Source organism: Microbacterium stercoris, from assembly GCF_017592545.1.
Lineage (GTDB): Bacteria > Actinomycetota > Actinomycetes > Actinomycetales > Microbacteriaceae > Microbacterium > Microbacterium stercoris.
Genome location: NZ_JAGFOA010000001.1, coordinates 180,508 through 206,885 on the forward strand (window position 1 = coordinate 180,508; position 26,378 = coordinate 206,885).

Consider the following 26,378-nt stretch of genomic DNA (forward strand, 5'->3'; position numbering starts at 1 on the left):
ACGAAGCAAAGGATCTGCGCCTTTATGACCGCCCGCATCCTGGTCGTCGACGATGACACCGCCCTCGCCGAGATGATCGGCATCGTCCTGCGCACCGAGGGCTTCGACACGCTGTTCTGCGCCGATGGCGCCCTCGCCGTCGACATGTGGCGTGAGGAGCGGCCCGACCTCGTGCTGCTCGACCTCATGCTCCCCGGCAAGGACGGCATCGAGATCTGCACGGAGATCCGCGCCGTCTCCGGCGTGCCGATCATCATGCTCACCGCCCGCTCCGACACGAACGACGTCGTCGGAGGCCTCGAGGCCGGCGCGGATGACTACATCGTCAAGCCCTTCAACCCCAAGGAGCTCGTCGCGCGCATCCGCACCCGGCTGCGCCCCGCCTCCGAGGGAGCGGGCGACGTGCTGCGCATCGGCGATCTCACGGTCGACGTCGCCGCACACGAGGTGCGACGCGGACCGAGCGCGATCGCGCTCACCCCGCTCGAGTTCGAGCTGCTGGTGGCGCTCGCCACCAAGCCCCAGCAGGTGTTCTCGCGCGAGGAGCTGCTCGAGCAGGTCTGGGGCTATCACTACAAGGCCGACACCCGCCTGGTGAACGTCCACGTGCAGCGCCTGCGCGCCAAGATCGAGCTCGACCCCGACAACCCGAAGATCGTCACCACGGTGCGCGGCGTGGGATACCGCGCCGGTGCGGTCACCGACGCAGCCACGTCCTGAGGATGCTCCCGGCAGCGCGCTCCGCCTCGGGCCCCACGATGTCGTCGTGGCGCGCGCCGATGACGTGGCCGACCGGGCTCGCGCGCCTGTGGAAGCGGTCGCTGCAGTTCCGCACGGTGCTGATCACGACCGCGCTCGCCGCGATCACGATCACCGTCGCCTGCCTGTGGATGGCCGTGTCGATCCAGGATGGTCTGTTCAACCAGCGCAACGCCGAGGTGCAGGAGTACGCCGCGCGAGCCGTGGAGGACGCGCAGCAGACGCTCGATGCCTCCGACGTCGCGGGCAGCCGCGCGCAGATGCAGTCGCTGTGGAGCGCGGTGCGCGAGGACATGGCGCGCCTGGCGGGCACCGACCAGATCGCCGCGTTCCGCATCGGGCACGATTCGGTGCCGCTCGCGCCGACGGACTTCGGCCGCGGCGGATTCGCCGCCGAGGCCGTCTCGCCCGGACTGCAGGAGCGGGTCGAGTCGCAGGCCACCCAGTGGTGGCAGTCGATCGCGCTGACCGACGCGCACGGCCAGCCGGTGCCCGGCATCATCGTGGGGCAGCAGCTGAACGTGCCGAACATCGGTCCCTACGCGATCTACATGGCGTACGACCTCGCGGAGCAGGCCGAGACGCTTCGCCTCGTGCAGGGCACGCTGTGGGGATCGGGCATCGCCATGGTGCTCATCGTGGTCGCGATCCTGTGGGTCGTCGTGCGCTCGCTCGCCGCCCCCATCATCGAGGCCTCCGCGAGCAGCGCGCGCATCGCGCAGGGCGACCTGAAGGTGCGCATCCCGGTGCACGGCGAGGACGAGCTCGCCACGCTCGGACGCTCGTTCAACGCGATGGCCGACAGCATCGAGTCGCAGATCCAGGAGCTGGCAGAGCTCTCGCTCGTGCAGCAGAGGTTCGTCTCCGACGTCTCGCACGAGCTGCGCACGCCGCTCACCACGATCAAGCTCGCCTCGACGATGCTCAACGATCGCCGCGACGAGTTCGATGCGATGACGGCTCGCACCACCGAGCTCTTGAGCACCCAGGTGGCCCGGTTCGAGGAGCTTCTGACAGATCTTCTCGAGATCAGCCGCTACGACGCGGGATCCGTCCAGCTCGAGCTCGAGCCCACGAGCCTCGCGCACCTCGCCGAGGACGTCATCGAGTCGATGCGCCAGGTGGCGGACCAGCACGGCACCGAGCTGCGCTTCGTCGCCCCGGGCGGCTACGCCCCCGTCGAGATGGACGCCCGGCGGGTGCGCCGCATCCTGCGCAACCTGCTCGGAAACGCCATCGAGCACGGAGAGGGCCGCCCGATCGTCATCACGGTCGACAGCAATCCCTCCGCGGTCGCGGTGGGCGTGCGCGACTACGGCATGGGCATGCGGCCCGAGGATGCCGAGCGCGTGTTCGACCGCTTCTGGCGGGCGGATCCGTCGCGCAAGCGCACGCTCGGGGGCACCGGGCTCGGCCTGTCGATCGCGATCGGCGACGCGAAGCTGCACGGGGGCACGCTCGGGGTCTGGTCGGAGGTGGGCGTCGGCACGAACTTCGTCCTCGCCCTGCCGCGCCGACCGCGCGCCGAAGGCGACCTCCGCCCGGCCGAGATCGACTCGCCCGTGCCCCTCGAGCCGTCCGATGACGCCCTGCACCACGCCCTCGGCCTGACCCAGCCGATCCTGACGATGGATCTCGCCGAGACCGACGAGCTCACCGACATCGGCGAGGTGCGCGACCTCCGCGAGGTCGACGGCCTCACGCATCGGCCGGCGCGCGAGAAGGAGGCCGAGTGATGGATCCGATCCTGCGTCGCGGCAGACGCGCCCTCGGCGTGCTGCTCGCCGTGCTGCTCGTCGCGACGGGCTGCACGAGCCTGCCCATGTCGGGCGAGGTGAAGCCCGGGCGCGAGCCCGGCGAGGTCGCCGGAGAGCCGCCCACGCAGTTCTTCGCGGGCGCGCCGACGCGGGGCGCGACGCCCGAGGAGATCGTGTCGGGCTTCGTCGACGCCGCGATCTCGCCGCTGGGCAGCTGGGAGACCGCGCGGCTCTTCCTCGCAGGCGACCTCCAGGACACCTGGCGACCCGAGGCGGGTGCCATCGTCGACGTCGCCGACAGCCGCAGGCCCGTGCTCGCCGAGCCCGCAGAGCCCGCCGAGGGCGAGGAGGACGCGCGGGAGGCGACGGTCTCGCTCCGCGTTGTGCCGACCGCGGTGGTCGACGAGCACGGCACCTACACGGCCTCGTCGGGCGGCGGCGTCGATCTGCCGTTCCAGCTGCGCAAGCAGGACAACGATCAGTGGCGCATCGTGCAGGCGCCCGACGGCATCGTCATCGACCACCAGAGCTTCCCGTATGTGTACGGCGACCATCGCCTGATGTACTTCGATCCCACCTGGACGTACCTCGTGCCCGACGTGCGGTGGTTCCCCGCGACCGGCAACGCCGCGACCTACGTCGTGCGGGAGCTGGTCGACGGCGCGCCCAGCCCATGGCTCGCCGGCTCGGTCGTGAGCGCCTTCGCGCAGGATCTCGACCTGCAGCCGGATGCCGTGCCGGTCGATCCGGATCAGATCGCGCACGTGTCGTTCAACCAGGTGGCGTCCGGGCTCGACAAGACGGCGCTCAGTCGCATGAAGCTCCAGCTCAAGCAGAGCCTGATCAACGCGGGCGTGCAGGATGTGCGCCTGACGGTCGCGGGCCGCAGCGAGCCGCTGAGCGCCGATGAGCTGACGCAGACGCAGACCCGGCCCGACTCCCGTGCGCTGGTGCTGCGTGCGGGTGAGTTCGGCTTCCTCTCCGGATCGGACATGGTGCCGGTCGACGGCCTCTCCGCCGCCATCGGCGATATGGAGGGTCAGATCGACTCGATCTCGGTCTCTCCGGATCAGAAGGTCGCGGCCGTGCAGCAGTCGACGGGCATCGTCTATCGCGTCACCTCCGAGAGCCCCGATCAGCTCGACGCCGATCGGGCGGATCTGATCGCGCCCCTGATCGACCCGTTCGGGTACATCTGGACGGTGCCATCCGGCAGGCCCGGCGACGTGCGCGCGTGGGACGCGTCTCTCGAGCCGATCCCGATCGAGGCGGGTATCGCCGAGGCCTCCACGGTGCGGGCGTGGGCGATGTCGCGGGACGGGTCGCGGATCGCGGCCCTCGTCACCCAGGGCGGCGAGCACATCGCCGTGGTCGCGAGCGTGCGACGGGACCGCGAGGGCCGCCCCACGGCGCTCAGCAGCACGATGCGCACGACCGAGCTCCCGGGCGCGGGCGTGGACATCGCCTGGATCGAGGACGCGCGGCTGGGCATCGTGGCGCGCGACGAGGAGGCGGAGACTCCGAAGCTGATCGTCATCGACCAGCAGGTGGGCGGACCCGCGACGCGCCTGGACGCCCCCGCAGACACGGTGGCGATCGAGTTCGGCACGCAGGACTCGACCGCACGCCTGCTGTCCTCCACGGCGCAGCTGTACCTTCGTCGCCAGACGTCGTGGCAGCAGACCGGCGACGAGGTCTCGGTGCTCGCGACGCAGATGGGAACGCCGCAGGGCGCCGGCGACTGAGGCTCGTCCCCAGGCGGCTGATGGGCCGGCGGTGATCCCGGATCGCGTGGAGCGCGTTCTTCGGGCGAGCGCTCGGGGCACCCTGATGGCGTGGACAGTACGAGGAGCGGCTGGAGCGGCTGGAGGGTGCTGCGACGGGCAGCGGCCCAGGCCCTCGCTCTGCTGCTGCCGGTGGCCTGCGGCGGGTGCGGCCTGCACGGCGCGGCCCTGTGCGACTCGTGCCGCGCGGCGCTGACGCCGGCGGTCGCGCGCCACGATGTCGCGGGTATGGCGGTCTGGAGCGGCTTGTCCTTCACGGGGCCGCGTGCGCGCGTCGTCCGCGCGCTGAAGGAACGAGGGCGCACCGATCTCGCGCGCGCCCTCGCGCCCGCCCTCAGGGCGGCGCTGCGCGCAGGCGTGACGGGTTCGGCTCGGCGGATCGTGGTGGTGCCGGTGCCCACCTCGCGGGAGGCCATGCGCCGACGGGGCTACCGCGTGCCCGAGCTGGTGGCCCGGAGGGCCGGCGTGCGCGGCGCGAGACTTCTGGCGGCGTCGAGGACGACGGGCGACCAGCGTGCGCTGGGGCGAGAGGCGCGCGCCCGCAACGCGGCCGGAAGCCTGCGGGCGCTGCGCGCGGCCGCAGGGCTCGACGTGGTGATCGTGGACGATGTGCTCACGACGGGAGCGACGCTCGCCGAGGCGCGTCGCGCGCTCGAAGCCGCGGGCGCCCGCGTTGTGGGCGCCGCTGTGGTGGCCTATACACCGCTCCGCTCGGAGAACGGGCGGAGCCCCGTCTGAGCCCGGTGCGTGTCACCCGGTGTCGAACGACAACTGTCTCGATGATGAACGGGATCGCCACGCCCGGCGAATTATCGCGTGACAGACCTCCGAACCGGGTCTAGCGTTGAGCACCACAAGGCCCCGGAGAGCTCTCCGGGGGTCGCGACCGAGGTCCGCTCTTCACCGGACACGTGCCGGGGATGGTGGGCCGCAAGGTCTCACCGCAACAACGGGAGGCACAGGATGGAAACCAACATCTCGGGCGTCGGAGTCGGCATCACCGATCGCTTCCGAACCGTGGTCGAGGAGAAGAGCGCACGCATCGCGGGTCTGGCACCGCGCGCGCAGCGACTCGATGTGAAGGTCACCCATCAGATCCATCGGAACGGCCGGATGGAGAACGACGTCGTCGAGTTGACGGTCGTCGGGAAGGGCCCGGTGATCCGCGCCGAGGCCTGCGAGGCCGATAAGTTCGTCGCGCTGGACGCCGCGCTCGACAAGCTGAGCGAGCAGCTGCGCCGCGCAAAGGACAAGCGCGTCACCGCGCGTCTGCACCCGCGGGGAGCCCACTATGAGAAGGGCTCCGGCGAACTCGAGGGCATCGATGTCGAGCCCGTCGCCGCGGATGCGATCCGCGCCCTCGCCACCGGCGAGATCCCCGTGGTCTCCGATTCGGACGAAGAGGAGGCGTACTCGCCCGTCGTGATCCGCACCAAGGAGTTCACGCCGGAGTGGATGACGGTCGAGGAGGCCGTCGATCGTATGGAGCTCGTCGGCCACGACTTCTTCCTCTTCATCGACGCACGCTCCGACCACCCCAGCGTGGTGTACCGCCGCCGGGGCTGGGACTACGGCGTCATCTCGCTGACGGCCACCGCGCCGCCCAGCCAGGAGCAGCTCGCCTCGTAGCAACCCGCATGAAGAAGGGGGTCCGGCCGTCGGCCGGGCCCCCTTCTCCGTGTGCGCCGCGGGAAGCGGACGAGGTCACTCGAAGATGTCGCCGATGAGGCCGCCGAGCAGAAGACCGCCGACGATGCCGCCGAACATGTTGTCGCCGCCCGCCGGGCGTCGACGGTCATCCCATCCGCCGCCCCAACCGTCGCCGCCGCCGTAACGGCCCTGGTCGATGTCGCGCTGGGCGGCCTGCAGCGCCTCGTTCGCGAGCTGCTGCACACGGCGGGCGAGAAGGAGCGCCTGCTCGCGGGTGTCCTCCGGTATCACGAGCGGCTCGATCTCGGCGCGCACGCGCTGCGCCTCGGCGAGCCGGGTGCGCGCATCGGCGCCGATGTACCCGCGGTGGCCGTCGATGACGCTGCGAGCGACGGCCGTCTGATGGTCGGCGGCGTCGACCGCATGCCGCACGGCCTCGAGGCTGGGCAGCGGGCGGGCGGCACGCTGCCGGGCCTTGTCGACGGCGGCGTCGAGCGCGGCGTTGGCCTCGCGCAGCACCGCCAGGTCGGCGAACGGATCCGTCGGCGTACCGGGAGCGGGGAGCGCCGCGAGCGCCTTCTCGAGAGCCGCAACGGCCGCCGTCACCTCGGACGCGTGCGGCAGGCCCGGCTGAGTGAGCGCTCGGGCGGCGACGATGTCGCCGCGCGAGTCCGCGATGACGTCGGCAAGAGTCGACTGCGCGCGGAGGGACTCGATCTCGAAATCCTCGACGCCGTCGATGATGGTCTCCGCGCGGCGCACCGCCTCGGTCGCCGTCTCCAGGGCGACATTCGCCTCCTCGGGGCGACGGGCCTCGCGGCGGCGGGCGGAGATATCCGCCGAGTGCAGGGCGAATTCGAGCAGCTGCTCGGCTTCCGCGGGGTTCGCCGCGACCCGATTGAGCGCCGCGGTGCTGTACCGCCCCGAGAGGCGCTCGACGGTCTCTCGCGTGAGCGGCAGACGCGCGCGCAGGCGCTCGACATCGCTCCGGATGCGCTCGAGGATCTGCGGCGACTGACGGGCGAGCTCGATGCGCTCCTTGAGGGCGCTGGTGCGCTCATCCAGCACGTCGTCGGCCCACTCGCAGAGCTGGATGATGCGCGCGTTGCGCGTGCGCAGCTCTTCGGCCGTGTCGGGGATCTCGTCGTGGTTCAGCTGGTGAAGGTGGAACGCCTCGCCGAGGTGGGTGCGCACCGCCTCCAGGCCCTCGCGCACCGGGCGCGCCGCGCTCTCGCCCAGCTCCGCGACGGCGAACTCGAGTTCGTCGCTCGTCGTCCGGATGCGCTCGTCGGCGGCGACGAGCGCCGCGCGGGCGCGCCGCGCGAGATCGTCGTCCTTCGCCAGCCGTGCCGCGTCTTCCTCACGCTTGCGCTTGCCCCACAAAGCCATGGCTCGATCCTATGGTCAGGGACGACCCGACCCGAGGGGATTCGCCCCAGGCGGAACGCCCCGCTCAGGCAGAGTCGCGCGCGTGCGCGGTGAGCGTCGCGATCCGCTTCCTGCCCTGGTGGCGCGCGACGAACAGCCAGGCCCAGAATCCGAAGGCGACGGCGCCGATGATCGCGCCCCACAGGCTCGACGCGGAGAACCCGAACGCGTCGGTGTCCATGATGCGGTCGGCGGCGTGGGTCGCGGGCGTCGGGTCGAGCTGGATCCACAGGGTGAGCAGGTTCGGAGCCGCGAGGACGACCGCCACGATCACGAGTGCGATCTTCGCCCACACGGGCCAGCGGTACAGGAGCAGCAGCAGGATCATCAGGGGCACGAGCGTGAAGCCGAAGCCGACGATCAGCCCCACCAGCACCGCGCGTCCGAAGTCCTCCTGTGCGAAGTCGCCGATCAGGCGCGCCCACCAGACAGGCGCCAGGTTGTAGACGAGGAGGAAGACGACGAGCACGGTCAGGATGCCGATGCCCGCGAGCACGAGCCCGCGCCGCCAATCCACCGTCGACGGGTCGGCCCGTATGGTCTCCGCCGTCGATGCGGTGGGCTCATCGGCCTCGCCGTGCGCGGGCACCGCCGTGGCCGGAAGCGGGGCCGGAGCGGTGTTCAGCGGCTGAATCGGCTCCGGTGCTGATGGCTCCGGCGTGGGCGGCTCAGGTGTTGTGTCGGTCATGTGCGTCCCTCCCCAGGGTCGGGCGCGGCGTCCGCGCCTGGCCCCATCCTGACACTCGGGCTCGCGCGGAACGACCCCACCGGGGACACCTGCCCGGAGGGCCGGATCAGTGCAGCGACACCCGCTTGGGGAGGGTCCAGACGAGCAGGAACGAGACGGCGGCCAGAGCCGCGCTCACCGCGAGCGCAGAGGTGGCAGCGGGGAGGAAGTGCTCGGCGAGCACGGTGGAGGCGGCCGCATCGGGGTGCGCACCGCCCGCGATCGCGAGGCCGATGTCGTCGCCGATGCCGTCGAGGTCCGCCACGGCGAACAGCACGCTCGAGACCGCCGCGATGCCCATGGCCGAGCCGATGCGCTGCACGGTGCCGATCACACCGCTGGCGGATCCGGCCTCGGAGCGATCGACGGTGGCGACGATGAACCGGGCGTTCGGAGCGATGAACAGGCCGTTTCCGAAACCCGCGACCGCGAGGGGAGCGATCAGCTCGAGGCCGTTGAGCTGGGCCGCCGGAGTGAGCAGCAGCACAAGCCACACGCCGCCCAGGCCGACCGTCACAAGGGCCGTGCCGATGGCGAGCACACCCCGGCCCAGCCGGTTCGCGAGGCGGTCGCTGAGCGCCGCGCCGACGACGTTGGCGAGCGCGAAGGGGATCGTGACGAGTCCGGTCTCGAGCGCCGAGTGCTGCAGCCCTGCCTGCCACAGCAGCGCCAGGCAGAAGAAGATGCTCGTGAACGAGGCGAAGTAGATCATGGCGAGCACGGTGCCGCCGGTGAACTGACGATGCGAGAAGAGGTGCGGAGGGACGAGGGGGGTCACGCCGCGGCTCGCCAGGTGAGACTCCCAGAACCAGAAGAGGACGAGCAGGATCGCGCCGCCGGCGAACGACAGGAAGGTCCACAGCGGCCACCCCGCGTCCTGACCCTGGATGAGCGGGACGAGCACGGCGGTGATGCCGCCCGCGAGCAGGACGAGACCCAGCGCATCGGTCGAGGTCTTCTCTCCGCCGCCCGCCTGGGGCACGAGCAGGACCACGGCGATCAGGCCGGCGATGCCGATCGGCACGTTGACCGCGAAGATCCAGCGCCACCCGGTCTCGTCGCCGAGGGCTTCGATGAGCAGTCCGCCGACGATCGGGCCGAGGGCGCTCGAGACGCCGATGACGGCGCCCATCACACCGAACGCCTTGCCGCGGTCTCTGGGGGAGAACAGGAGCTGCGCGAACGCGGTGACGGCCGGGAAGAAGAGGCCGCCGCCGATGCCCTGCACCACCCGCGCGATGACGAGTTCGAGCGGGCCGGAGGCCAGACCGCACCAGAGGCTGGCGGCGGTGAACACCGCGAGGCCGGTGAAGAAGACCCACTTGTGGCCGAACCGGTCACCGAGACGGCCGGCGGGGATCAGCACCAGGCCGAAGGCGAGCGCGTAACCCGAGATGATCCACGCGATCGTGGCCTCGTCGGTCTCGAGGGATCCGCGGATCGTCTCGAGCGCCACGTTCACGATCGTCGTGTCGAGCAGCGACATGAACGTGCCGACCAGCAGAACGGCGAAGCCGATCCAGGCGCGGCGGGAGGTCAGAGTGGGGGCGTCGGTCACCGCACAAGCCTCCCACGCGCCACCGACATCCGTTGACCCGGGTCATCCATCCGCGCCGAGGTCGCGTCAGCCCAGCAGCCCCGCGAGGAGGCGCCGCGGGCGTCAGGCGCGGGCGTCCACGGCGCTCGCCGCGGCCCTGGCCGGGCGGCCCCGGCGCGGGCGCTCCGTGTTCAGCTCGAGCGCGAGGGCGTGATCGGGGTGCGCCGCCAGCCTCTGCTCGGTGTGGTCGAGCCAGCGGATCTCGGCCTCGGCCGTGAAGATCAGGGACTCGACGACCAGCGATCGGGCGAGGTCCTCGGGTCCGGTGGGGTTGGTGCCCGCATCGCGCCCGCGGTTGAGCTCCTGCAGTCGGCGCAGCGTGGCAGAGCGCTGGGCGCGGATGACCGCCCCGGCATCGACTCCGGGGAGCGTCGCGGCGAGGGCGAGCTTGATCGCCAGCTCGTCGCGTGTGCCCTGGCCGCGCCCCACGGCGGATCCGAGCCAGACACGCACCTCGTCGCGCCCGGCGTCGGTGATCGCCCAGAACACGTGGCCGTTCTCATCGGCATCGGCGCGTTCGACGAGCCCGTCGCGCTCGAGGCGCTCGAGGGTGTTGTAGATCTGTCCCACGTTGAGGGGCCACGTGGAGCCGGTGCGCCGGTCGAACTCGGTGCGCAGCTGGTAGCCGTAGCAGGGGCCCTGATCGAGGATCGCGAGCAGGCTCTGGCGGACGGACATCGGCGGCTCCCTCCGGGGAATGCTTTCCCCGTATGCATATTCCGGGTATATGCATACCGGGAAAACAACGACGCGTCGCGCATCTGCCGGTCGCGTCGGCGCGTCGGCCGCGACACGCCCGGCGTGCGCGATGATCGGGGCACCGTGAAGCGAAAGCCTGCGGGAGGGCAATACCCATCGTGACCACCGATGCCGACATCATTCGGCGCTCGCTCACGCGACCGCCGGAGTTCGCCGCGCTCTTCGATCGCCACGCCACCCCTGTCGGCCGTTACGCCCGCCGACTGGTGGGAAGCGATGCCGGAGACGACGTGCTGAGCGAGACGTTCCTCGTGGCGTTCCGGCGCCGCGCCGACTTCGACTTCTCGCGCGACTCCGCCTTGCCGTGGCTGTTCGGCATCGCAACCCGGCTCGCGCACCGCCAGCGCGCCGCCGAGGCGAAGCGCTGGCGCATCCTTCAGGCATCGGCGCGCGTGGCGGCCGAGACGGCCGTCAGCGACATCGACGCTCTCGTCGAGCGCGCGGATGCGTCGTCCCGGCTGGCGCAGCTGGCCCCCCGCATCAAGCGCATGAGCGAGGCGGATCGAGACACCCTCGCGCTGTACGCGTGGGGAGACCTCACGAGCGAGCAGATCGCCGACGCCCTTGGCATCCCGGTCGGCACGGTGTGGTCGCGCATCAACAGGATCCGGCGCGTGCTGCGCCTGGAGCTTCCCACGGAGGAGGAGGGGAACGATGGACGAGCTGACGTTCGTGCGTGACCTGGGCAAGGAGATCGGAGCGCCGAGCCCCGCCAAGCTCGCGGCCGCACGCGCCGCCCTGATGATCGAGATCGAGCGCGAGACCGCGGAGGCTCGCCCGGTCGACATCGCCTCGCGACCCGTACGGAGTGATCACCGCCCCCCGCGGGACGCCGTCGCCCCGGTGACGCCCCTCGAACCGCGTCCGCGTCGCGCCGCACGCGTGGGGCGCGCTCTGCTCGCGGCGGCCGCGGTGCTGGCGGTCGCCGGCGCCTCGTTCGGAGCCGTGCAGCTGTTCGGCGCGCTGAAGCCCGACGAGCGCACGGCGGGACCGCTGCCCACGATCGATCCCGCTCTCGTTGTGCCGGGGGGTGCCTACATGCACGTCGAGGAGACCCGAGAGACGGTCTCGGGCTGGGGATCCGGATCTGCTTTCGGGTGGGAGGAGGTCGCCCCCTGGGCCGATGTCGAGGCAGCCGCGGTGCTGTCGTCCGACGCGCGTATCGACCTGCCGCGCGACGCCGGGCAGGCGCAGCTCGACGGTCGGGCGAGCGAGGGTGCGATCCACGTCTCCCAGAGCGAACGCTGCACGATCACCGAGAACGCAGGCGCGCTGTCCGGCGACGCCTCGGCCCAGCTCGTGGACGCCTGTCGTCAGGCCGCCGCGCGTCCGCTGGTTCCGGGCGCCCAGCCTGGCGACGCGGGACGCCAGGAGAGCGTGATCCCCGACGGGGACACCGCGTACCGTGAGGCCCCGTGGGTGCTCGGCGACCTCGCGGGGATGTGGTCCGAGCTCCCCGTGGATCGGGCTCGGCTCGAGGGGACTCTGCGGGAGCGGATGTCGGATTCGAACGTCGAGACGCTGATGGGAACTCCCGCCGCGCTTGCCGTCGCCGCGCTCGGGTGGAACGTCGCGCCGGACACCTTCGTCGATCCGCTGCTCGAGATCATCGCCCAGCTGCCCGACGCCCGAGTGGAGCGGGAGGGCGACCGGATCGTCCGCGTCGAGGCGACGGAGCAGGACGGCGGTGGGAAGGTCGAGGCGAGCTACATCGTCGAGGTCGATCGCGAACTCGGCACCGTCGCCACGGTGAAGTCGATGCGGAGCCTTGATCGCGAGCCCTCGGAGGTCGAGCGCGAGCTTCCGGGTGAGGGCGCGTGGGGCGAGCGGATCACCACGATCGCGTACCCGGTCGACGAGCCCGAGCCGCCGGTCGATCCGGCCGATCTCTCCACGTGGCAGATCACCGGGCAAGGCATCGGCCCGTTCGCGATCGGCGCGCCGTGGGCTGACGCGGTCGCCCGCGTAGCCGAGCTCGGAGGGGACACCAGCAGCGCAGGCGACGCCGGATCGTGCGGTGTCATCTGGGTCACGAAGGGCGAGGTGATGGTCAACGTCTACACGGGCGACGGCGGGACCGTGTCGTCGGTGCGCACCGAGTACAGCGGGCCCAACGGTCCCGCCACGCAGGCGCCCGCGACCGAGAACGGCCTCACGCTGCACAGCAAGGTCGAGGACGTGAAGGCGGCTTATCCCGGATTCGTCGACACCGCGGGCAACGAGCTCACCGGCCCGTTCCTGACCGTGATGGCGGGGGAGGGGAACCGGATCCACTTCGGCTACGCCGCCGCGGGCGGTGGCGACATCACCGACGCGGGCGACGTGTGGGCGATCGAGGTCAATCAGCTGGACGTGCTGCCCTACGAGCACTGCGATGGCGGCGGCTCGGGGGAGGAAGGCGGCGGGGCCGGCGAGATGGATCCGGCGAACTGGGAGATCACCTCGACCGGCATCGGCCCGATCCAGCTCGGCGTCCCGCTCGAAGAGGCGGCTGCGGCGCTCGGGGCAGAGGTGGTGCTCCGATCCGATGACTCGTATGGATGCGACCTGTTCACGTTCGGCACGATCAGCGCGGGCGGGACGGATGGCTTCGTCCGCTCGATCTGGGTGTTCGCTCCCGGCGACAACCACGATCAGCGGGTGGATCCCGCGTCGCTGCCGCGCACCGTCGACGGCATCGGCATCGGAGTCAGCACGGCGGTCGTGACCGACACCTGGGGGCCCTCGAACGCGCAGGGCTCGGGTCTCAACCCCGCCTGGGTCAGGGAGGAAGGAAACGGACGGGTCGCCGCATTCGCCCAGGCGGCAGGGGAGGGCGACGACAACTGGATCAACCTCATCCAGGTGCTCGATTCGTCTCCGGGCGCGGCAGGGTCGTGCTTCGACTGACCACCCGCGGCTGGGCGGGTACGCGCACGGCGTAACCGCCCAGCCACGGCATAGGTCACGGGCGGATAACATGAATCTCGTATGCCCGTTCACGGACGGGCCCGGTGCCGTGCGATCCGCGCGAGGCGCCGCGACCCTTGAGGAGACACACGTGGCCAATCCCTTCGAGAAGCTGCTGCACGCCGGTGAGGGGCGTGTCCGACGCCGCCTCCAGCAGGTCGTCGACGCGGTCAACGCGCTCGAAGAGGACTACACGAGTCTCACGGACGAGGATCTGCGCGGCGAGACCGTCGAGCTGCGCGAGCGCTACGAGAACGGCGAGTCGCTCGACAAGCTGATGCCCGAGGCCTTCGCGGCCGTGCGAGAGGCCGCCAAGCGCGTGCTCGGCATGCGCCCGTATGACGTGCAGGTGATGGGTGGCGCCGCCCTCCACCTCGGCAACATCGCCGAGATGAAGACCGGTGAGGGCAAGACCCTCGTCGCGACGCTGCCCGCGTACCTCAACGCGATCGCCGGCAAGGGCGTCCACGTCATCACCGTCAACGACTTCCTCGCGTCGTACCAGGCCGAGCTCATGGGCCGTGTGTTCCGCGCCCTCGGCATGACCACCGGCGTCATCGTGGCGGGCCAGACCCCCGCCGTGCGCCGCGAGCAGTACAACGCCGACATCACGTACGGCACCAACAACGAGTTCGGCTTCGACTACCTGCGCGACAACATGGCGTGGCGCAAGGAGGACCTCGTCCAACGCGGTCACTTCTACGCCATCGTCGACGAGGTCGACTCGATCCTCATCGACGAGGCCCGCACCCCGCTCATCATCTCCGGCCCGTCGTCGGGCGAGGCCAACCGCTGGTTCACCGAGTTCGCCAAGGTCGCCCGCACGCTCGAGGAGGGCGTCGACTACGAGGTCGACATCAAGAAGCGCACGGTCGGCGTGCTGGAGGCGGGCATCGAGAAGGTCGAGGACTACCTCGGCATCGACAACCTCTACGAGTCGGCCAACACCCCCCTGATCTCGTTCCTAAACAACTCGCTCAAGGCCCTCGCGCTCTTCAAGCGCGACACCGATTACGTCGTGATGAACGACGAGGTCATGATCGTCGACGAGCACACGGGTCGCATCCTGGTCGGCCGCCGCTACAACGAGGGCATCCACCAGGCGATCGAGGCGAAGGAGGGCGTGCCGGTCAAGGCCGAGAACCAGACGCTCGCCACCGTCACGCTGCAGAACTACTTCCGCCTCTACGGCAAGCTGTCCGGCATGACCGGCACGGCCGAGACCGAGGCCGGCGAGTTCATGTCGACCTACAAGCTCGGCGTGATCCCCATCCCGACCAACAAGCCGATGGTGCGCAAGGACCAGCGCGACCTCGTCTACCGCAACGAGAAGGGCAAGTTCGCCCAGGTCGTCGAGGACATCGCCGAGCGCCACGAGAAGGGCCAGCCCGTGCTGGTCGGCACCGTCTCCGTCGAGAAGAGCGAGTACCTCTCGCGCCTGCTCGCGAAGAAGGGCATCAAGCACGAGGTGCTCAACGCGAAGAACCACGCGCGCGAGGCCGAGATCGTGGCCCGCGCGGGCCGTCTCGGATCCGTCACGGTCGCCACGAACATGGCGGGTCGAGGCACCGACATCATGCTCGGCGGCAACGCGGAGTTCCTCGCCGTGCAGGAGATGAAGGCGAAGGGCCTCGACCCGGCCGGCACCGACCCGGAGGAGTACGACGCCGAGTGGGCCGTCGTCTTCGATCGCGTCAAGGCCGAGGTCTCGGAGGAGGCGAAGAAGGTCACCGAGGTCGGCGGACTGTACGTGCTCGGCACCGAGCGCCACGAGTCCCGCCGCATCGACAACCAGCTGCGCGGTCGCGCCGGCCGTCAGGGCGATCCCGGTGAGAGTCGCTTCTACCTCTCGCTCGAGGACGACCTGATGCGCCGCTTCCAGTCGGGCGCCGCCGACGCGCTGCTCGCGCGCACGGATCTGCCCGACGACGTCGCGATCGAGTCGCGTCTCGTCTCGAACCTCATCAAGAACGCGCAGGGCGCGATCGAGAGCCGCAACGCCGAGGCACGCAAGAACGTCCTCAAGTACGACGACGTGCTCAACCGGCAGCGCGAGGCGATCTACTCCGACCGCCGTCACATCCTGCAGGGCGATGACATCCAGGATCGTGTGCAGCACTTCATCGAGGACGCCGTCACCGCCGTCATCGACGAGCACACCTCGGGCGGCCACAACGAGAGCTGGGACTTCGACGCCCTCTGGACCGAGCTGAAGACCCTGTACCCGGTGGGGGTCACGATCGACGAGGTCGTCGCCGAGGCCGGCGGTCGCAAGGGCGGCATCACGGCCGAGGGACTCAAGCGCGAGCTCCTGTCGGACGCGAAGATCGCCTACAGCAAGCGCGAGGAGCAGCTCGGCGAGGCCGCCGTGCGCGAGCTCGAGCGCCGCGTTGTGCTGCAGGTGCTCGACCGCCGCTGGCGCGATCACCTGTACGAGATGGACTACCTCAAGGACGGCATCGGCCTGCGCGCGATGGCGCAGCGCGACCCGCTCATCGAGTACCAGCGCGAGGGCTACTCGATGTTCCAGACGATGATGGGACAGATCAAGGAGGAGGCCGTCGGGTTCCTCTTCAACCTCGAGGTGCAGGTGCGCCGCGTCGATCACGGCGACCACGTGCACGAGGATCTCGAGGTGCAGGCGAAGGGCCTCCAGGACGCCCCCGTCGAGCAGCAGCTCGAGTACTCGGCGCCCAACGACGCCGGCGAGGTCGAGGTGCGCAACGACCGCGGTCAGGTCAACAAGTCCGCCACCACGAAGGCGCAGGGGTCCAGCGCGTTCGGTCACGCGGCCGAAGCCTCCGCGGCAGAGCCGCTCAACCGCGAGCAGCGCCGCGCGGCCAAGAAGAAGTAAGAGCCCGGGCTCTCGTCCTTCGGCCAGGAGGCCACGCGTTCGCGCGTGGCACCCTGGCCGAAGTCATATCCTGGGTCGATGACCAACCCCGACCTGAGCGTCGCGCTCGGCAGCCGCCGGCTGCGGACGCTCGACCAGTCCTCGAAGCTGAAGAACGTCCTCTACGAGATCCGCGGCGCCGCCCTGGATGAGGCAGCTCGGCTCGAGGCCGCAGGTCACACGGTCCTGAAGCTCAACACGGGCAACCCGGCGATCTTCGGCTTCGAGGCGCCGTACCAGATCGTCCGCGACATGATCGCCGCCGTCCCGACCGCGCACGGCTACAGCGAGAGCCGCGGCATCCTGGCCGCGCGTCGCGCGATCGTGAGCCGGTACGAGGAGATCCCGGGCTTCCCTCACGTCGACCCCGAGAACGTCTTCCTCGGCAACGGCGTGTCCGAGCTCATCACGATGACGATGCAGGCCCTTCTCGACGAGGGCGACGAGGTGCTGATCCCCGCCCCGGACTACCCGCTGTGGACCGCGATGACGAGCCTCTCGGGCGGTACGCCGGTGCACTACGTCTGCGATGAGAACAACGGCTGGAACCCCGATCTCGAGGACATCCGCTCGCGGATCACCGATCGCACGAAGGCGATCGTGATCATCAACCCGAACAACCCGACCGGGGCCGTGTACTCGCGCGAGACGCTCGAGGGCATCGCCGACATCGCGCGCGAGCACTCGCTGCTGGTGCTCAGCGATGAGATCTACGACCGCATCCTGTTCGACGATGCGGTGCACATCCCTATGGCGACCATCGCGCCCGATCTGCTCTGCCTCACCTTCAACGGCCTGTCGAAGACCTACCGCGTCGCCGGCTACCGCTCCGGGTGGATGGTGATCACGGGGCCGCAGAAGCACGCGCAGGGATTCCTGCACGGCATCAACCTGCTCGCCTCCACACGGCTCTGCCCGAATGTTCCGGCTCAGCATGCGGTGCTCGCGGCTCTCACGGGCGTGCAGACCATCGATCAGCTCGTGGCGCCGTCGGGCCGTCTGCATGAGCAGCGCGACATCACCTGGGAGAAGCTCAACGAGATCCCGGGCGTCTCGTGCGTGAAGCCGCAGGGCGCGCTGTACGCGTTCCCGCGCCTCGACCCGGAGGTGCACGAGATCCGCGACGACGCCAAGCTCGTCTACGACCTGCTCGTCGCCGAGCGGATCCTGCTTGTGCAGGGAACCGGCTTCAACTGGGATGCGCCCGATCACCTGCGGATCGTCACGCTGCCCGAGGCGCGTGTGCTCGGGGAAGCGATCGAGCGCCTCGGCAACTTCCTGTCGAGCTACAAGCAGTAGTCGTCGACGCAGCCGGATGCCCGGGCGGTGGCGCCCGGGCATCCGCACGCGTGCGGTCAGAGGATCGAGAGGCTCGTCGCGCGCCAGCGGCTGTCGATGCCCTCGAGGCGCATGGCCACCGCGCGGGTGCGGGCGGGCGTCTCCACGATGATCACGGCCTCGATCACGCCGTCGGCGGGGGAGGAGTGACGGATGGACGTCAGCGCGAACGTCGGGCGCATCGCGGGCTGCCGGCGCGCGCTCCGGGCGCGAGTGGCCAGGTTGGCGCGGGTGACGAGCGAGCGATAGGGCTCGTCGGTCAGCCAGCGCGCGAGCTGCTCGGGCTCGCGCACGCCGGCGAGCACCTCGAGCACACCTCGCGTCAGCGCGGTGAGCAGTGGCTCGGGATCGGGGAGGTTCGACGTGCTCGCACGCTGGCGCTGGAAGTGCTCCTCGACCTCTTCGATCTTGCGGAGCAGCGGGCGCTGGGATGCGGCGGACGATCTGTCGGAACGCAAAGGCTGGGTCATCGAGATCCCCCCGGACTCGGTGAGTGGGACAAAAAAGTGGAACTGTTCTAGATTTCAGCAGCGTCCGCGGGTCCTGAGGGCGGCAGATAAGCCCGTGGAGCGTTCGCCGGCTGTGGAGGGAGATCCGGGCCCCCGCGCGGACTGTCCTACGCTCGCGCCATGCGATGGGAGAGATTCTTCGACGATCTCGAGGACCAGCTCGCCGCCGAGTGGGAAGCGGAGCGAGCGGTTCTCGAATCGGAGGCCGAGCGTGTGCGCGTGGCACGCGAGGACCTCCGCACACGGCTCGTCGCGATCGCGCGCGATGCGGAGGCGCCCGTTGTGCTCGAGCTCGCCGATGGATTCGCCGTCGAGGTCGAGCTCGCCACCGTCGGGGCGGACTGGGTGGCGGCCTCCGAGCGCGTCGGTGCCCGTGGGCTCGTGCTGGCGCCGATCGCGGCCATCCGCGGGCTGCGGGTGTCACGAGGCGACCTGCGGCGCAGCGCGCGACCGTCGAGCGATCGGGGTGATCTCCTGGCCGAGCGTGTGACCTTCGCCCTGGCGCTGCGCGACCTGTCGCGCCGTCGGGTCGGTGTCGCGATCGGCGTGGACGCCGGCGCGGGGCGGACACGCGTGCTGGCGGGGACGCTCGATCGCGTCGCGGCGGACCATGTCGATCTGGCCGAGCACGATGCGGGGGCGCCCCGGCGCGAAGCGGAGGTGCGCGGCTACCGCCTGCTTCCCCTCAGCGCGATCGCATGGGTGCGGATCGAGGCCGCCGTCGGCGTGCCGGTCATCTGACGTGGGCCGCGCCCGTCAGGCGCGTGAGCCCCACAGCTCGGGGAAGCTGGCCTCGTTCGACTGGCGCCACAGCGCCATACGACGCGCTTCCTCGACCTGGGCGTCGAGATACTCCGCGACACTGTGGTGCTCGATGCGCCAGCGCGCTGGCGCGCCGACGCGAGCGCCACGCAGACGGCCCTGGTGGACGAGCTCGATCACCTCGTCGACGGTGATGCCGAGCACCTCGGCGACCTGGGCGGGGGGCACCAGACGGCGTGCGGGATCGTCTGCCATAGAGATCATTATGATCCCCGCGCCGCCGCGCGACCGATGGATCCGGTGCCTGTGGAGAACTTTTCGCCCGGATCGAGCGGACTTGGGACGATGCCTCCATGACCAGGAGCAACCGAACCCTCGCTTCCGCCCGAGGGGCCGCCAGACCTGCTCGGGGCGCTCGCCCCGCCTTCTGGGCTGATGCCCGGTTCGTGATCGGCGTGGCGCTCGTGGCTGCGAGCATCGCCGGCGTGTGGTTCGTCGTGGCAGCCGCGCGCCAGACGGTTCCCGTGCTCACGGCCACCACCACACTCGTGCCCGGACAGACCATCACGTCGGCCGATGTCGCGATCGTCGAGGTGGCGCTCGGGCAGACGCTGCCTGCGTACCTGGGCGCGGATCAACTGGGTCAGGGCGAGGTGGCGCTGCGCACGATCGAGGCGGGCGAGCTCGTGCCGCGCGCGGGAGTCGGAGATCCCTCACTCAGCGACCGCACCGCGGTGGTCGTGCGCAGCTCGATCGACGTGCCCGCCGACGTCGAGCGAGGCGCGACCGTCGAGCTGTGGGAGAGCCGGCCCGCCGGCGTGCCCGGCACGTTCGATCCGCCGCGGGTGCTCGTCGCCGATGCCGTCGTGGCGGACGTGATCGAAGAGCACGGCGTGATGGCCTCGGGAGGCGCGGCGCTCGAGCTCGTGATCGACCGGAGTCGTGTGGCCGAGGTGCTGGGAGCGATCGCCGCAGGATCCGTGCTGTCCGCCGTGCCGAACGCGGGCGCCGCCGCGACGGCTCCCGCGCCGACGCCCGCTGCCGAGGCACCCACGGGGGAGGATGACGAGTGATCGCGGTGGTCGCCGCGACTCCCACCGTGGCGCGTCGGCTCTCCGAGGATCTGCGGGATCAGGGGCAGATGGTGCTCGACATCGTGCATCCCGCCGCCCTGGCGAGTCTCGAGCACGATGTGCTCGGGCGTCTCGACGGCGCCGACACGCTCATCCTGGCGGCCGCGGGTGTGCTGACGCCGGATCTCGTGGCCGCATGCGATCGCCGCGGTCTCCGCGTGGTGCTGCTCGCCGACCGCGAGGCGGATCGGCGTGCGGCGCGCGCGTTCGGGCTGCCCGATCCGCTGCCGTCGGATGCGCCGGCCTGGCGCATCGTCGAGGCGGCGTCCGGCCCGGGCGCGGGGGTCGACCCCGCGGCGAGCCCGGGGGGTCGCATCCTGGTCGTCTGGGGGCCCGACGGGGCGCCGGGACGCACCACGGTGGCCATCGAGCTCGCTCTGGCTCACGCGCGGGCGGGCCGCCACGTCGCGCTGGTCGACGCCGACACCCGGGCCCCCTCCGTGGCGATCGCCGTGGGGCTGGCCGACGAGAGCCCGGGATTCGCGTCGGCCTGTCGCCAGGCCGAGTCCGGACTCCTCGATGCCGGTGAGCTGCTGCGGGTGAGCGTGCCGCTGGGGGACGCCGAGGGCCGCGTCGATGTGCTCACGGGCATCAATCGCGTCTCGCGGTGGCCCGAGCTGTCCGCTCCGCGCGTGACCGCGGCGCTGGAGGTCATACGCACCTGGGCGGATGTCGTGGTGGTCGACACAAGCGGGTCCCTGGAGACCGACGAGGAGATCGTCAGCGACCTCGACGGCCCGCGCCGCCACGCCGCCACGCTCGCCGCGCTGGGAGTCGCCGACCAGATCGTGGCGGTCGGATCGCCCGACCCGGTCGGGCTGTCACGGCTGGTGCGCGGTCATGCGGAGCTCCGCGCCATCGTGGGCACAACGCCGGTGCGGGTGGTGATCAACCGCATCCGGTCGGGGCCGCTCGGCGTCGATCCGCGTGGACAGGTGCGACGGGCGCTGGAGCGATTCTCCGCCGTGTCCGACGTGTCGTTCATCCCGGAGGACCGGAGGGCATCCGATGCCGCGCTGCTGTCGGCGCGCCCCGTGGGGGAGGTGGCACCGCGCTCGGGGCTCGCCCAGGCTGTGCGGCGCCTGGCCGGTGAGCTCGACCCACTCCGCGCCCGTCCCGGCAGACGCGGTGCGGAGTCGACCGGGTCACGCTCCGACGGGAGAGGCGCGCGGGCGACGCGAGCCGACATGCGGCATGGGCGGGCGGCCGGTCGCGCATAGGCTGGAGCCGTGTCGACTCTCAGTGACCTCGTCTTCGCCCAGGGACTCGCAAGCGAGGCGGATGTCGAGTGGCTCCACCGCGTCGCCGGCGACGCGCAGCTGCTCGCGGATCTCTCCTTCGCCGACATCGTGATGTGGGTGCCGACGGCCGACGACTCCTTCGTCGCCGTCGCGCACAGCCGCCCCGGTGGCGCGGCCACGCTCTTCTACCGCGACATCGTCGGCGAGCGGATCCGTCCGCAGTGGCAGGCGCAGGTCAAGGACGCGTTCGTGCAGGCGAAGATCGTCGACTCCTCGAGCCCGGAGTGGTTCGAGGAGACGCCCACGCGCGTGCGCGCCGTGCCGATCGCCGAGAAGATGGAGGGCGGTGGCTTGGGTGTGCTGGGAGTGGTCACCCGCCACACGAACCTCGGCGACGTGCGTGCCCCCTCGCGTCAGCAGATCACCTTCAACGACTGCGCCGACGACCTGTTCCGGATGATCTCCACGGGTGACTTCCCGGACGCCTCCTCGCCGACGGGGCCGCGTCGCGGCGCCCCGCGCGCGGCCGACGGCCTCATCCGGCTCGACGTCGACGGCATCGTCACCTTCGCGAGCCCCAACGCGCTCTCGGCGTTCAATCGGGTGGGCTTCGCCGACGAGCTCGAGGGCGAATCGCTCGCCGAGGTGACCAGCGCGATCCTGCCCGCGGCGCGCGACACGAACGAGTCGCTGCCCGTGGTGGTGACCGGACGCGCTCCCTGGCGCACCGACATCGAAGCGCGCGGCGTGACCGTCTCGCTGCGGGCGATCCCGCTGCGTGACCACGGCACGCGCATCGGCGCGATCGTGCTCTGCCGCGACGTCACCGAGCTGCGCCACCAGGAGCAGGAGCTGCTCACCAAGGACGCGACCATCCGCGAGATCCACCATCGCGTCAAGAACAACCTGCAGACCGTGGCCTCGCTGCTGCGCATCCAGGCACGCCGCACCAAGTCGGACGAGGCGCGCGAGTCGCTCACTCAGGCCATGCAGCGCGTCGCGGCCATCGCCGTTGTGCACGACACGCTCGCCAGCGGCCTCGCGCAGATCGTGAACTTCGACGAGGTGTTCGATCGCGTCCTGCGCCTCGTCGCCGAGGTCGCCGCGGCGCCCAACACGCTCGCGCACACCCGATCCATCGGCAAGTTCGGCGCCCTGCCGAGCGAGTACGCCACTCCGCTGGCCCTCGCGCTGACCGAGCTGGTGACCAACGCCGTCGAGCACGGCCTCGCGGGCCTCGAAGGCAAGGTCGAGATCATCGCCGAGCGCACCGACGAGACGCTGGCCGTGCGCGTGCGCGACTCGGGAAGCGGTCTGCCCGAGGGGCAGGTGGGCCGCGGTCTCGGAACCCAGATCGTGCGCACGCTCATCCAGGGCGAGCTGTCCGGATCCATCGAATGGCGCACGCTGTCGGGCGACGACACCGACCTCCACGGCGGAGAGATCTCGAAGGGCACCGAGGTGTACATCGAGATCCCGCTGAAGTGGATCTGATCCGGGCGTGATCGTCGCACGCTGACCCGCGCTGGACACGGCGAAAGGGCGCCCTCCCGGGGGAGGACGCCCTTTCGACTGCTGTGTTCTGCCGCTGTGATGCGGGAGCTGTGGGGCTGGATCAGCCTGCGCGGCGAGCGCGGGCTGCGCGGCGCTTGAGGGCGCGGCGCTCGTCCTCGCTGAGCCCGCCCCAGACGCCCGAGTCCTGGCCGGTCTCGAGGGCGTACTGCAGGCAGACCTCGGTGACGGTGCAGCGAGCGCACACGGACTTGGCCTTCTCGATCTGATCGACCGCCGGGCCGGTGTTGCCGACGGGGAAGAAGAGTTCCGGGTCGACCGTCAGGCAGGCCGCCTTGTCGCGCCAATCCATGCGTATGTGCTCCTCGCAGTGTGGTGGGATTTCGAGCGAACGGTTTTCAGGCGCGCGCGTTCGAGGGGTGATGAAGCGCACCGTTCGGGTCGGATACGCTGGTCATGATGTGAGCTTCTGTTCACGACCCACCACGTTGTGGGAAACATGCCGTAAACAATTGTCGTACCGGCGAGTCCCGAAATCAAGGGTCAAATGTGCCGGTGCGCGCCGCTGCGCGGCTGCAGGCTTCGGCACCGGTCCCGTGAGGAGATCCCATGGCGCGCACGATCCCCAGGTCGGCTGCGATTCTGCTGGCGGTCGAGGCGGTGGGCATCGTGGCCCTCGCCGGCTGGCAGGCGGTCGCGCTCGCGGGAGCCGACACGATCGATCCCGTCAGCTCGATCGCGCTCATCGTGCTCACCGTCATCGGCGCGGCAGCGGTCGGCGCCTTCGCGGCGGCGACGTGGGCGGGTCGGTCCTGGGGGCGCTCGGGCGGCGTGGTGACCCAGCTGCTTGTTCTCGCGGTGGCGCTCGGCGCCGTCACGGGGGCGTTCCCGCATCCGGAGATCGCCCTGGCGCTGACGGTGCCGGCCGCACTGGGACTGATCCTGATCTTCCTCGCCGCGCGTGCGGCGCACCGCGACGAGGGCTCTCAGGCCGAGGGCTGAACCGCGTCCTCGCCCGTCAGGTGACGGGCGAGCATCGTCGCGCCCGCCACCGCGGCGGGCATCACGACGATCGCCGCGAACGGCACGAGGAAGCACACGTGCACGGCCACGCCGAACCCCAGCATGCGCGCCCGGTTGCGCCGGATCAGCAGACGGCGCTGACCGGCGTCCAGGCCGCGCGCCGTCAGCCCGCGCGAGGAGAGCTCGTCCGCGATCACCGAGCCGTTCAGGCCGGCGCCCAGGGCGGCGCCGAGGGGCGCGCCGATCACAGGGACGAGGCCGACGAGGCCCGCGCAGATCGCTGACAGCGCGCCCTTGGTGAACAGCCCGAACGCGTCGCCGATCATGTTGCCCACGCTGTAGCGCGCATCCGGAACGGATCCGCCCAGATCCTGCTCGACCGATCGCCAGATCCGGTCGTAGAACGGCTCGCCGACCAGCAGCGTGAGGGCCGTGAACGTCGCGATCGCGAGCACCAGCGATCCGCCCATGAGTGCGAGGCCGATCGCCCAGCGCAGCGTGTCTCGCCACACGGGCACCCAGGTCTCGGTCCAGGGCGTCGCGGCGTCGACGAGGCCGGGGAGGGCGAAGCCGAGGGCGACCAGGGCGCCGGTGAGCACCAGGAAGACGATGCCGGCGGGGATGAGGCCCGCCGCCATGACCCCCGGACGTCGCCGCCACCATCCGACGCCGTCGATCAGGGTCCGGACACCTCGCCAGAACTCGCGCACCTCCCCAGGATACGAAGGCGCGCTAGGCGCCGCGGAACACCAGCGGGAACACCACGAGCACCACCGCCGCCCACACCACGTACAGCGGCAGATATCTCGTGTGCCACCGACCGATCTCGGCGAATCGCTTCCGTCCGCGGAAGGCCAGGATCGTGAGCCACGCGTGGCCCGCGAGATGCACGAGCACGAGCAGGTTGAGCCCGAGCGCCGCGGTCTTGTTGGGGCTGAAGCCGAACTCCGCGATGCGCACGAGCATCGCGGTGAGCATGATCGCATCGACCGCCACGGCTGCGAAGATCGTCGCGAGCTGCAGGCCGTCGAACCATCCGGGCCGGGTCAGGGGATCGCGCGCCGAGACCGCGTAGAGCGACAGCCCGAGCACGAGGATCAGCACGGCGTCCATCAGGATGAGCAGCTCGCGATCGACGGTGACGAGCGTTCCCGCGGTGGCGCACACGGCGAGCAGCGTCAGCAGCATGATGAGGGTGAGCGGGGTGAAGACGCGGGTGAGCACGGGGGCGATGTTCTCGATGACCTGCTGCTTGGCCTCCACGAGCCAGGCGGCGATGAGCACGGCCCCCGGGACGCAGAGGGGCAGGATCCAGTCGACGTACGCGATCATCACCTGCTCCCCGAAGCCGACGAGGCCGAACACGGACGCCGTGAGCCCCAGCAGCACCACACCCCCGAGGGCGAGGAGTGCGTAGTACACGGCGAACTCGCCCGTGAACCGCACGAAGTCCATGCGTCGGTCGTGCGACAGGATCCGTCCGCCCGCATGCGCGACCCCGACGAGCGCCCACAGGATCACGGGCGCGTGAAGGGCCGCGAGGACGGTGGTGTCGCCGAAGGGCGTCGTGGAGAACTCGGTCAGACGCGTGGGGCCGAACGGCAGCAGGATCAGGGCGAGCGCGACGGCCGCGACCGCCGCGGTGACCCCCACGATCGCCCGCAGGGGGAGGCGGCGCTTCCAGCCGAGGTAGGCGATGAGGAACGGTGCGACATACAGTGCCAGCGTGCGCAGCACGGCCGCCGCCGCGCCGTCATCCGGCTCTCCGCCGGTGGTGAGACCCGCCACGGTCAGGGCGGTCTTGAGCGCGACGCCCGCGCCGAGGCCCGCTGCGATGACGACGAGCGGCTCCTGCCACGCGCGCTTGGGCGGCGCATCGGCGGGGGTCAGGGCGAGTTGCTTCCAGAGGCGGTCGGAGTGCTCCCGGGCGTACTCGCTCGAGACCTGGTCGACATCGCCGAGCCGGCGGATCGCCACGAGGAAGGCTTCGCCCTCATCGAGTCCCGACCGCGTGAGATCGTCGATCTGCGCCCGCAGATGATCCTCGAGCTCGTCGACGTCGTCGGGGGAGATGACCTGGCGGCGCAGCACGTAGCGGCGCCACTCGGCCACGAGTGCGTCCGCGGTCTCGTCGGCCGGCGGAGTGGGAGGGGTGGCGCTCATGCCAGAGCTCCGGCGAGGCGCTGGCCGGCATCGCCGCTCCATGCGCCGCGGAGCGCATCGACCACCACCGACCACTGGGCCTGCCGCTCGGCGAGCGCGGCGGCGCCCGCCTCGGTGATCGCGTAGTGCTTGCGTCGGCGGCCCGTCTCGGCCACGCCCCACTCGCTCGTGACGAGCCCCTGGCGTTCGAGCCGGTGCAGCAGCGGGTAGAGCATGCCGTCGTTCCACGACATCCGACCGCCGGAGAGCGCGGCCACGCGCTTCAGGATCGCGTAGCCGTAGGCCTCGCCGTCGGCCAGGATGCCCAGCACCAGCGGGGTCGCAGAGGCTGCGACCAGGTCCTTGTCGATCCGCATCGTCGTTCTCCTCCTGGGCGTTCCGAAAGGCGATGTAC

The 26,378-nt window shown here is 70.8% G+C and carries 24 protein-coding genes; 14 read left to right on the plus strand and 10 right to left on the minus strand.

Features of this window, described 5'->3' with window-relative positions; translation table 11 throughout:
• Positions 1-24: 24 nt before the first annotated feature.
• The 5 genes from mtrA to hpf all read left to right on the plus strand — a co-directional run bounded on the left by mtrA (position 25) and on the right by hpf (position 5,929).
• Positions 25-720 (plus strand): MtrAB system response regulator MtrA, encoded by a 696-nt coding sequence (gene mtrA / locus J5V96_RS00850; RefSeq protein ID WP_208499487.1) that lies wholly within the window; start codon positions 25-27, stop codon positions 718-720.
• 59 nt (positions 721-779) lie between these two features.
• Entirely contained in the window at positions 780-2,495 is a 1,716-nt protein-coding gene (gene mtrB / locus J5V96_RS00855; protein ID WP_236014351.1) for an MtrAB system histidine kinase MtrB, read from the plus strand.
• The gene (locus tag J5V96_RS00860) at positions 2,495-4,261 is read left to right on the plus strand and encodes an LpqB family beta-propeller domain-containing protein (protein ID WP_208499492.1); all 1,767 of its coding nucleotides are present in this window, start codon (positions 2,495-2,497) and stop codon (positions 4,259-4,261) included. Before mtrB ends, J5V96_RS00860 begins: the two co-directional genes overlap by 1 nt.
• A 90-nt stretch (positions 4,262-4,351) precedes the next feature.
• A complete protein-coding gene (locus J5V96_RS00865) occupies positions 4,352-5,038 on the plus strand; it encodes a ComF family protein (RefSeq protein ID WP_307793076.1) in 687 nt (228 codons plus the stop codon).
• Positions 5,039-5,263: 225 nt separating this feature from the next.
• The gene (gene hpf, locus J5V96_RS00870) at positions 5,264-5,929 is read left to right on the plus strand and encodes a ribosome hibernation-promoting factor, HPF/YfiA family (protein ID WP_208499495.1); all 666 of its coding nucleotides are present in this window, start codon (positions 5,264-5,266) and stop codon (positions 5,927-5,929) included.
• A gap of 75 nt (positions 5,930-6,004) precedes the next feature.
• On the opposite strand, the gene J5V96_RS00875 is transcribed toward hpf, so the two are convergent.
• The 4 genes from J5V96_RS00875 to J5V96_RS00890 form a co-directional block, all read right to left on the minus strand.
• Positions 6,005-7,339 (minus strand): hypothetical protein, encoded by a 1,335-nt coding sequence (locus J5V96_RS00875; RefSeq protein WP_208499498.1) that lies wholly within the window; start codon positions 7,337-7,339, stop codon positions 6,005-6,007.
• Between the two features lie 64 nt (positions 7,340-7,403).
• Complete coding sequence (locus J5V96_RS00880; protein WP_208499502.1) at positions 7,404-8,066, minus strand: hypothetical protein; 663 nt, start codon at positions 8,064-8,066, stop codon at positions 7,404-7,406.
• 106 nt (positions 8,067-8,172) lie between these two features.
• Positions 8,173-9,663 carry an MFS transporter gene (locus J5V96_RS00885; RefSeq protein WP_307793077.1) on the minus strand — a complete coding sequence of 497 codons (1,491 nt, stop codon included), beginning with the start codon at positions 9,661-9,663 and terminating at the stop codon, positions 8,173-8,175.
• A 102-nt stretch (positions 9,664-9,765) separates the two neighbouring features.
• Positions 9,766-10,380: a PadR family transcriptional regulator gene (locus J5V96_RS00890; protein WP_208499505.1), complete on the minus strand. Its 615-nt coding sequence runs from the start codon at positions 10,378-10,380 to the stop codon at positions 9,766-9,768.
• Between the two features lie 179 nt (positions 10,381-10,559).
• On the opposite strand from J5V96_RS00890, the gene J5V96_RS00895 reads away from it, so the two are divergent.
• The 4 genes from J5V96_RS00895 to J5V96_RS00910 all read left to right on the plus strand — a co-directional run bounded on the left by J5V96_RS00895 (position 10,560) and on the right by J5V96_RS00910 (position 17,602).
• Positions 10,560-11,141 carry an RNA polymerase sigma factor gene (locus tag J5V96_RS00895; RefSeq protein ID WP_307793078.1) on the plus strand — a complete coding sequence of 194 codons (582 nt, stop codon included), beginning with the start codon at positions 10,560-10,562 and terminating at the stop codon, positions 11,139-11,141.
• Positions 11,116-13,350 carry a hypothetical protein gene (locus tag J5V96_RS00900; protein ID WP_208499508.1) on the plus strand — a complete coding sequence of 745 codons (2,235 nt, stop codon included), beginning with the start codon at positions 11,116-11,118 and terminating at the stop codon, positions 13,348-13,350. Before J5V96_RS00895 ends, J5V96_RS00900 begins: the two co-directional genes overlap by 26 nt.
• 151 nt (positions 13,351-13,501) lie before the next feature.
• On the plus strand, positions 13,502-16,264 hold the full coding sequence (gene secA / locus J5V96_RS00905; RefSeq protein ID WP_208499523.1) for a preprotein translocase subunit SecA: 2,763 nt from the start codon (positions 13,502-13,504) through the stop codon (positions 16,262-16,264).
• Between the two features lie 78 nt (positions 16,265-16,342).
• Complete coding sequence (locus J5V96_RS00910) at positions 16,343-17,602, plus strand: pyridoxal phosphate-dependent aminotransferase (RefSeq protein ID WP_307793079.1); 1,260 nt, start codon at positions 16,343-16,345, stop codon at positions 17,600-17,602.
• A 56-nt stretch (positions 17,603-17,658) separates the two neighbouring features.
• Here J5V96_RS00910 and J5V96_RS00915 read toward each other — a convergent pair whose 3' ends face one another.
• A complete protein-coding gene (locus tag J5V96_RS00915) occupies positions 17,659-18,111 on the minus strand; it encodes an Rv3235 family protein (protein ID WP_236014352.1) in 453 nt (150 codons plus the stop codon).
• 159 nt (positions 18,112-18,270) lie between these two features.
• On the opposite strand from J5V96_RS00915, the gene J5V96_RS00920 reads away from it, so the two are divergent.
• Entirely contained in the window at positions 18,271-18,891 is a 621-nt protein-coding gene (locus J5V96_RS00920) for a hypothetical protein (RefSeq protein WP_208499535.1), read from the plus strand.
• Positions 18,892-18,906: 15 nt separating this feature from the next.
• Here J5V96_RS00920 and J5V96_RS00925 read toward each other — a convergent pair whose 3' ends face one another.
• Positions 18,907-19,167, minus strand: a complete 261-nt coding sequence (locus J5V96_RS00925; protein ID WP_208499538.1) for a helix-turn-helix domain-containing protein — start codon at positions 19,165-19,167, stop codon at positions 18,907-18,909.
• 98 nt (positions 19,168-19,265) lie between these two features.
• On the opposite strand from J5V96_RS00925, the gene J5V96_RS00930 reads away from it, so the two are divergent.
• The 3 genes from J5V96_RS00930 to J5V96_RS00940 are packed head-to-tail and all read left to right on the plus strand — an operon-like array spanning position 19,266 to position 22,780.
• Entirely contained in the window at positions 19,266-19,985 is a 720-nt protein-coding gene (locus J5V96_RS00930; RefSeq protein ID WP_208499540.1) for an SAF domain-containing protein, read from the plus strand.
• Positions 19,982-21,265, plus strand: a complete 1,284-nt coding sequence (locus J5V96_RS00935) for a CpaE/TadZ family protein (protein ID WP_307793080.1) — start codon at positions 19,982-19,984, stop codon at positions 21,263-21,265. The genes J5V96_RS00930 and J5V96_RS00935 overlap by 4 nt, the downstream gene beginning before the upstream one ends.
• A gap of 9 nt (positions 21,266-21,274) precedes the next feature.
• Positions 21,275-22,780 (plus strand): sensor histidine kinase, encoded by a 1,506-nt coding sequence (locus tag J5V96_RS00940; RefSeq protein WP_208499543.1) that lies wholly within the window; start codon positions 21,275-21,277, stop codon positions 22,778-22,780.
• Between the two features lie 121 nt (positions 22,781-22,901).
• On the opposite strand, the gene J5V96_RS00945 is transcribed toward J5V96_RS00940, so the two are convergent.
• Positions 22,902-23,150: a WhiB family transcriptional regulator gene (locus J5V96_RS00945; RefSeq protein ID WP_029152980.1), complete on the minus strand. Its 249-nt coding sequence runs from the start codon at positions 23,148-23,150 to the stop codon at positions 22,902-22,904.
• 257 nt (positions 23,151-23,407) lie between these two features.
• On the opposite strand from J5V96_RS00945, the gene J5V96_RS00950 reads away from it, so the two are divergent.
• Positions 23,408-23,800 carry a histidine kinase gene (locus J5V96_RS00950; RefSeq protein WP_208499546.1) on the plus strand — a complete coding sequence of 131 codons (393 nt, stop codon included), beginning with the start codon at positions 23,408-23,410 and terminating at the stop codon, positions 23,798-23,800.
• Here the strand turns inward: J5V96_RS00950 and J5V96_RS00955 are convergent.
• From J5V96_RS00955 to J5V96_RS00965, 3 genes are read right to left on the minus strand one after another with little or no spacing between them, the layout of a single operon-like run.
• Positions 23,785-24,531 carry an EI24 domain-containing protein gene (locus J5V96_RS00955; RefSeq protein ID WP_307793081.1) on the minus strand — a complete coding sequence of 249 codons (747 nt, stop codon included), beginning with the start codon at positions 24,529-24,531 and terminating at the stop codon, positions 23,785-23,787. The genes J5V96_RS00950 and J5V96_RS00955 overlap by 16 nt on opposite strands.
• 22 nt (positions 24,532-24,553) lie before the next feature.
• Entirely contained in the window at positions 24,554-25,984 is a 1,431-nt protein-coding gene (locus tag J5V96_RS00960) for a permease prefix domain 1-containing protein (protein ID WP_208499549.1), read from the minus strand.
• The gene (locus J5V96_RS00965; RefSeq protein ID WP_208499552.1) at positions 25,981-26,340 is read right to left on the minus strand and encodes a PadR family transcriptional regulator; all 360 of its coding nucleotides are present in this window, start codon (positions 26,338-26,340) and stop codon (positions 25,981-25,983) included. The genes J5V96_RS00960 and J5V96_RS00965 overlap by 4 nt, the downstream gene beginning before the upstream one ends.
• Positions 26,341-26,378: the final 38 nt, after the last annotated feature.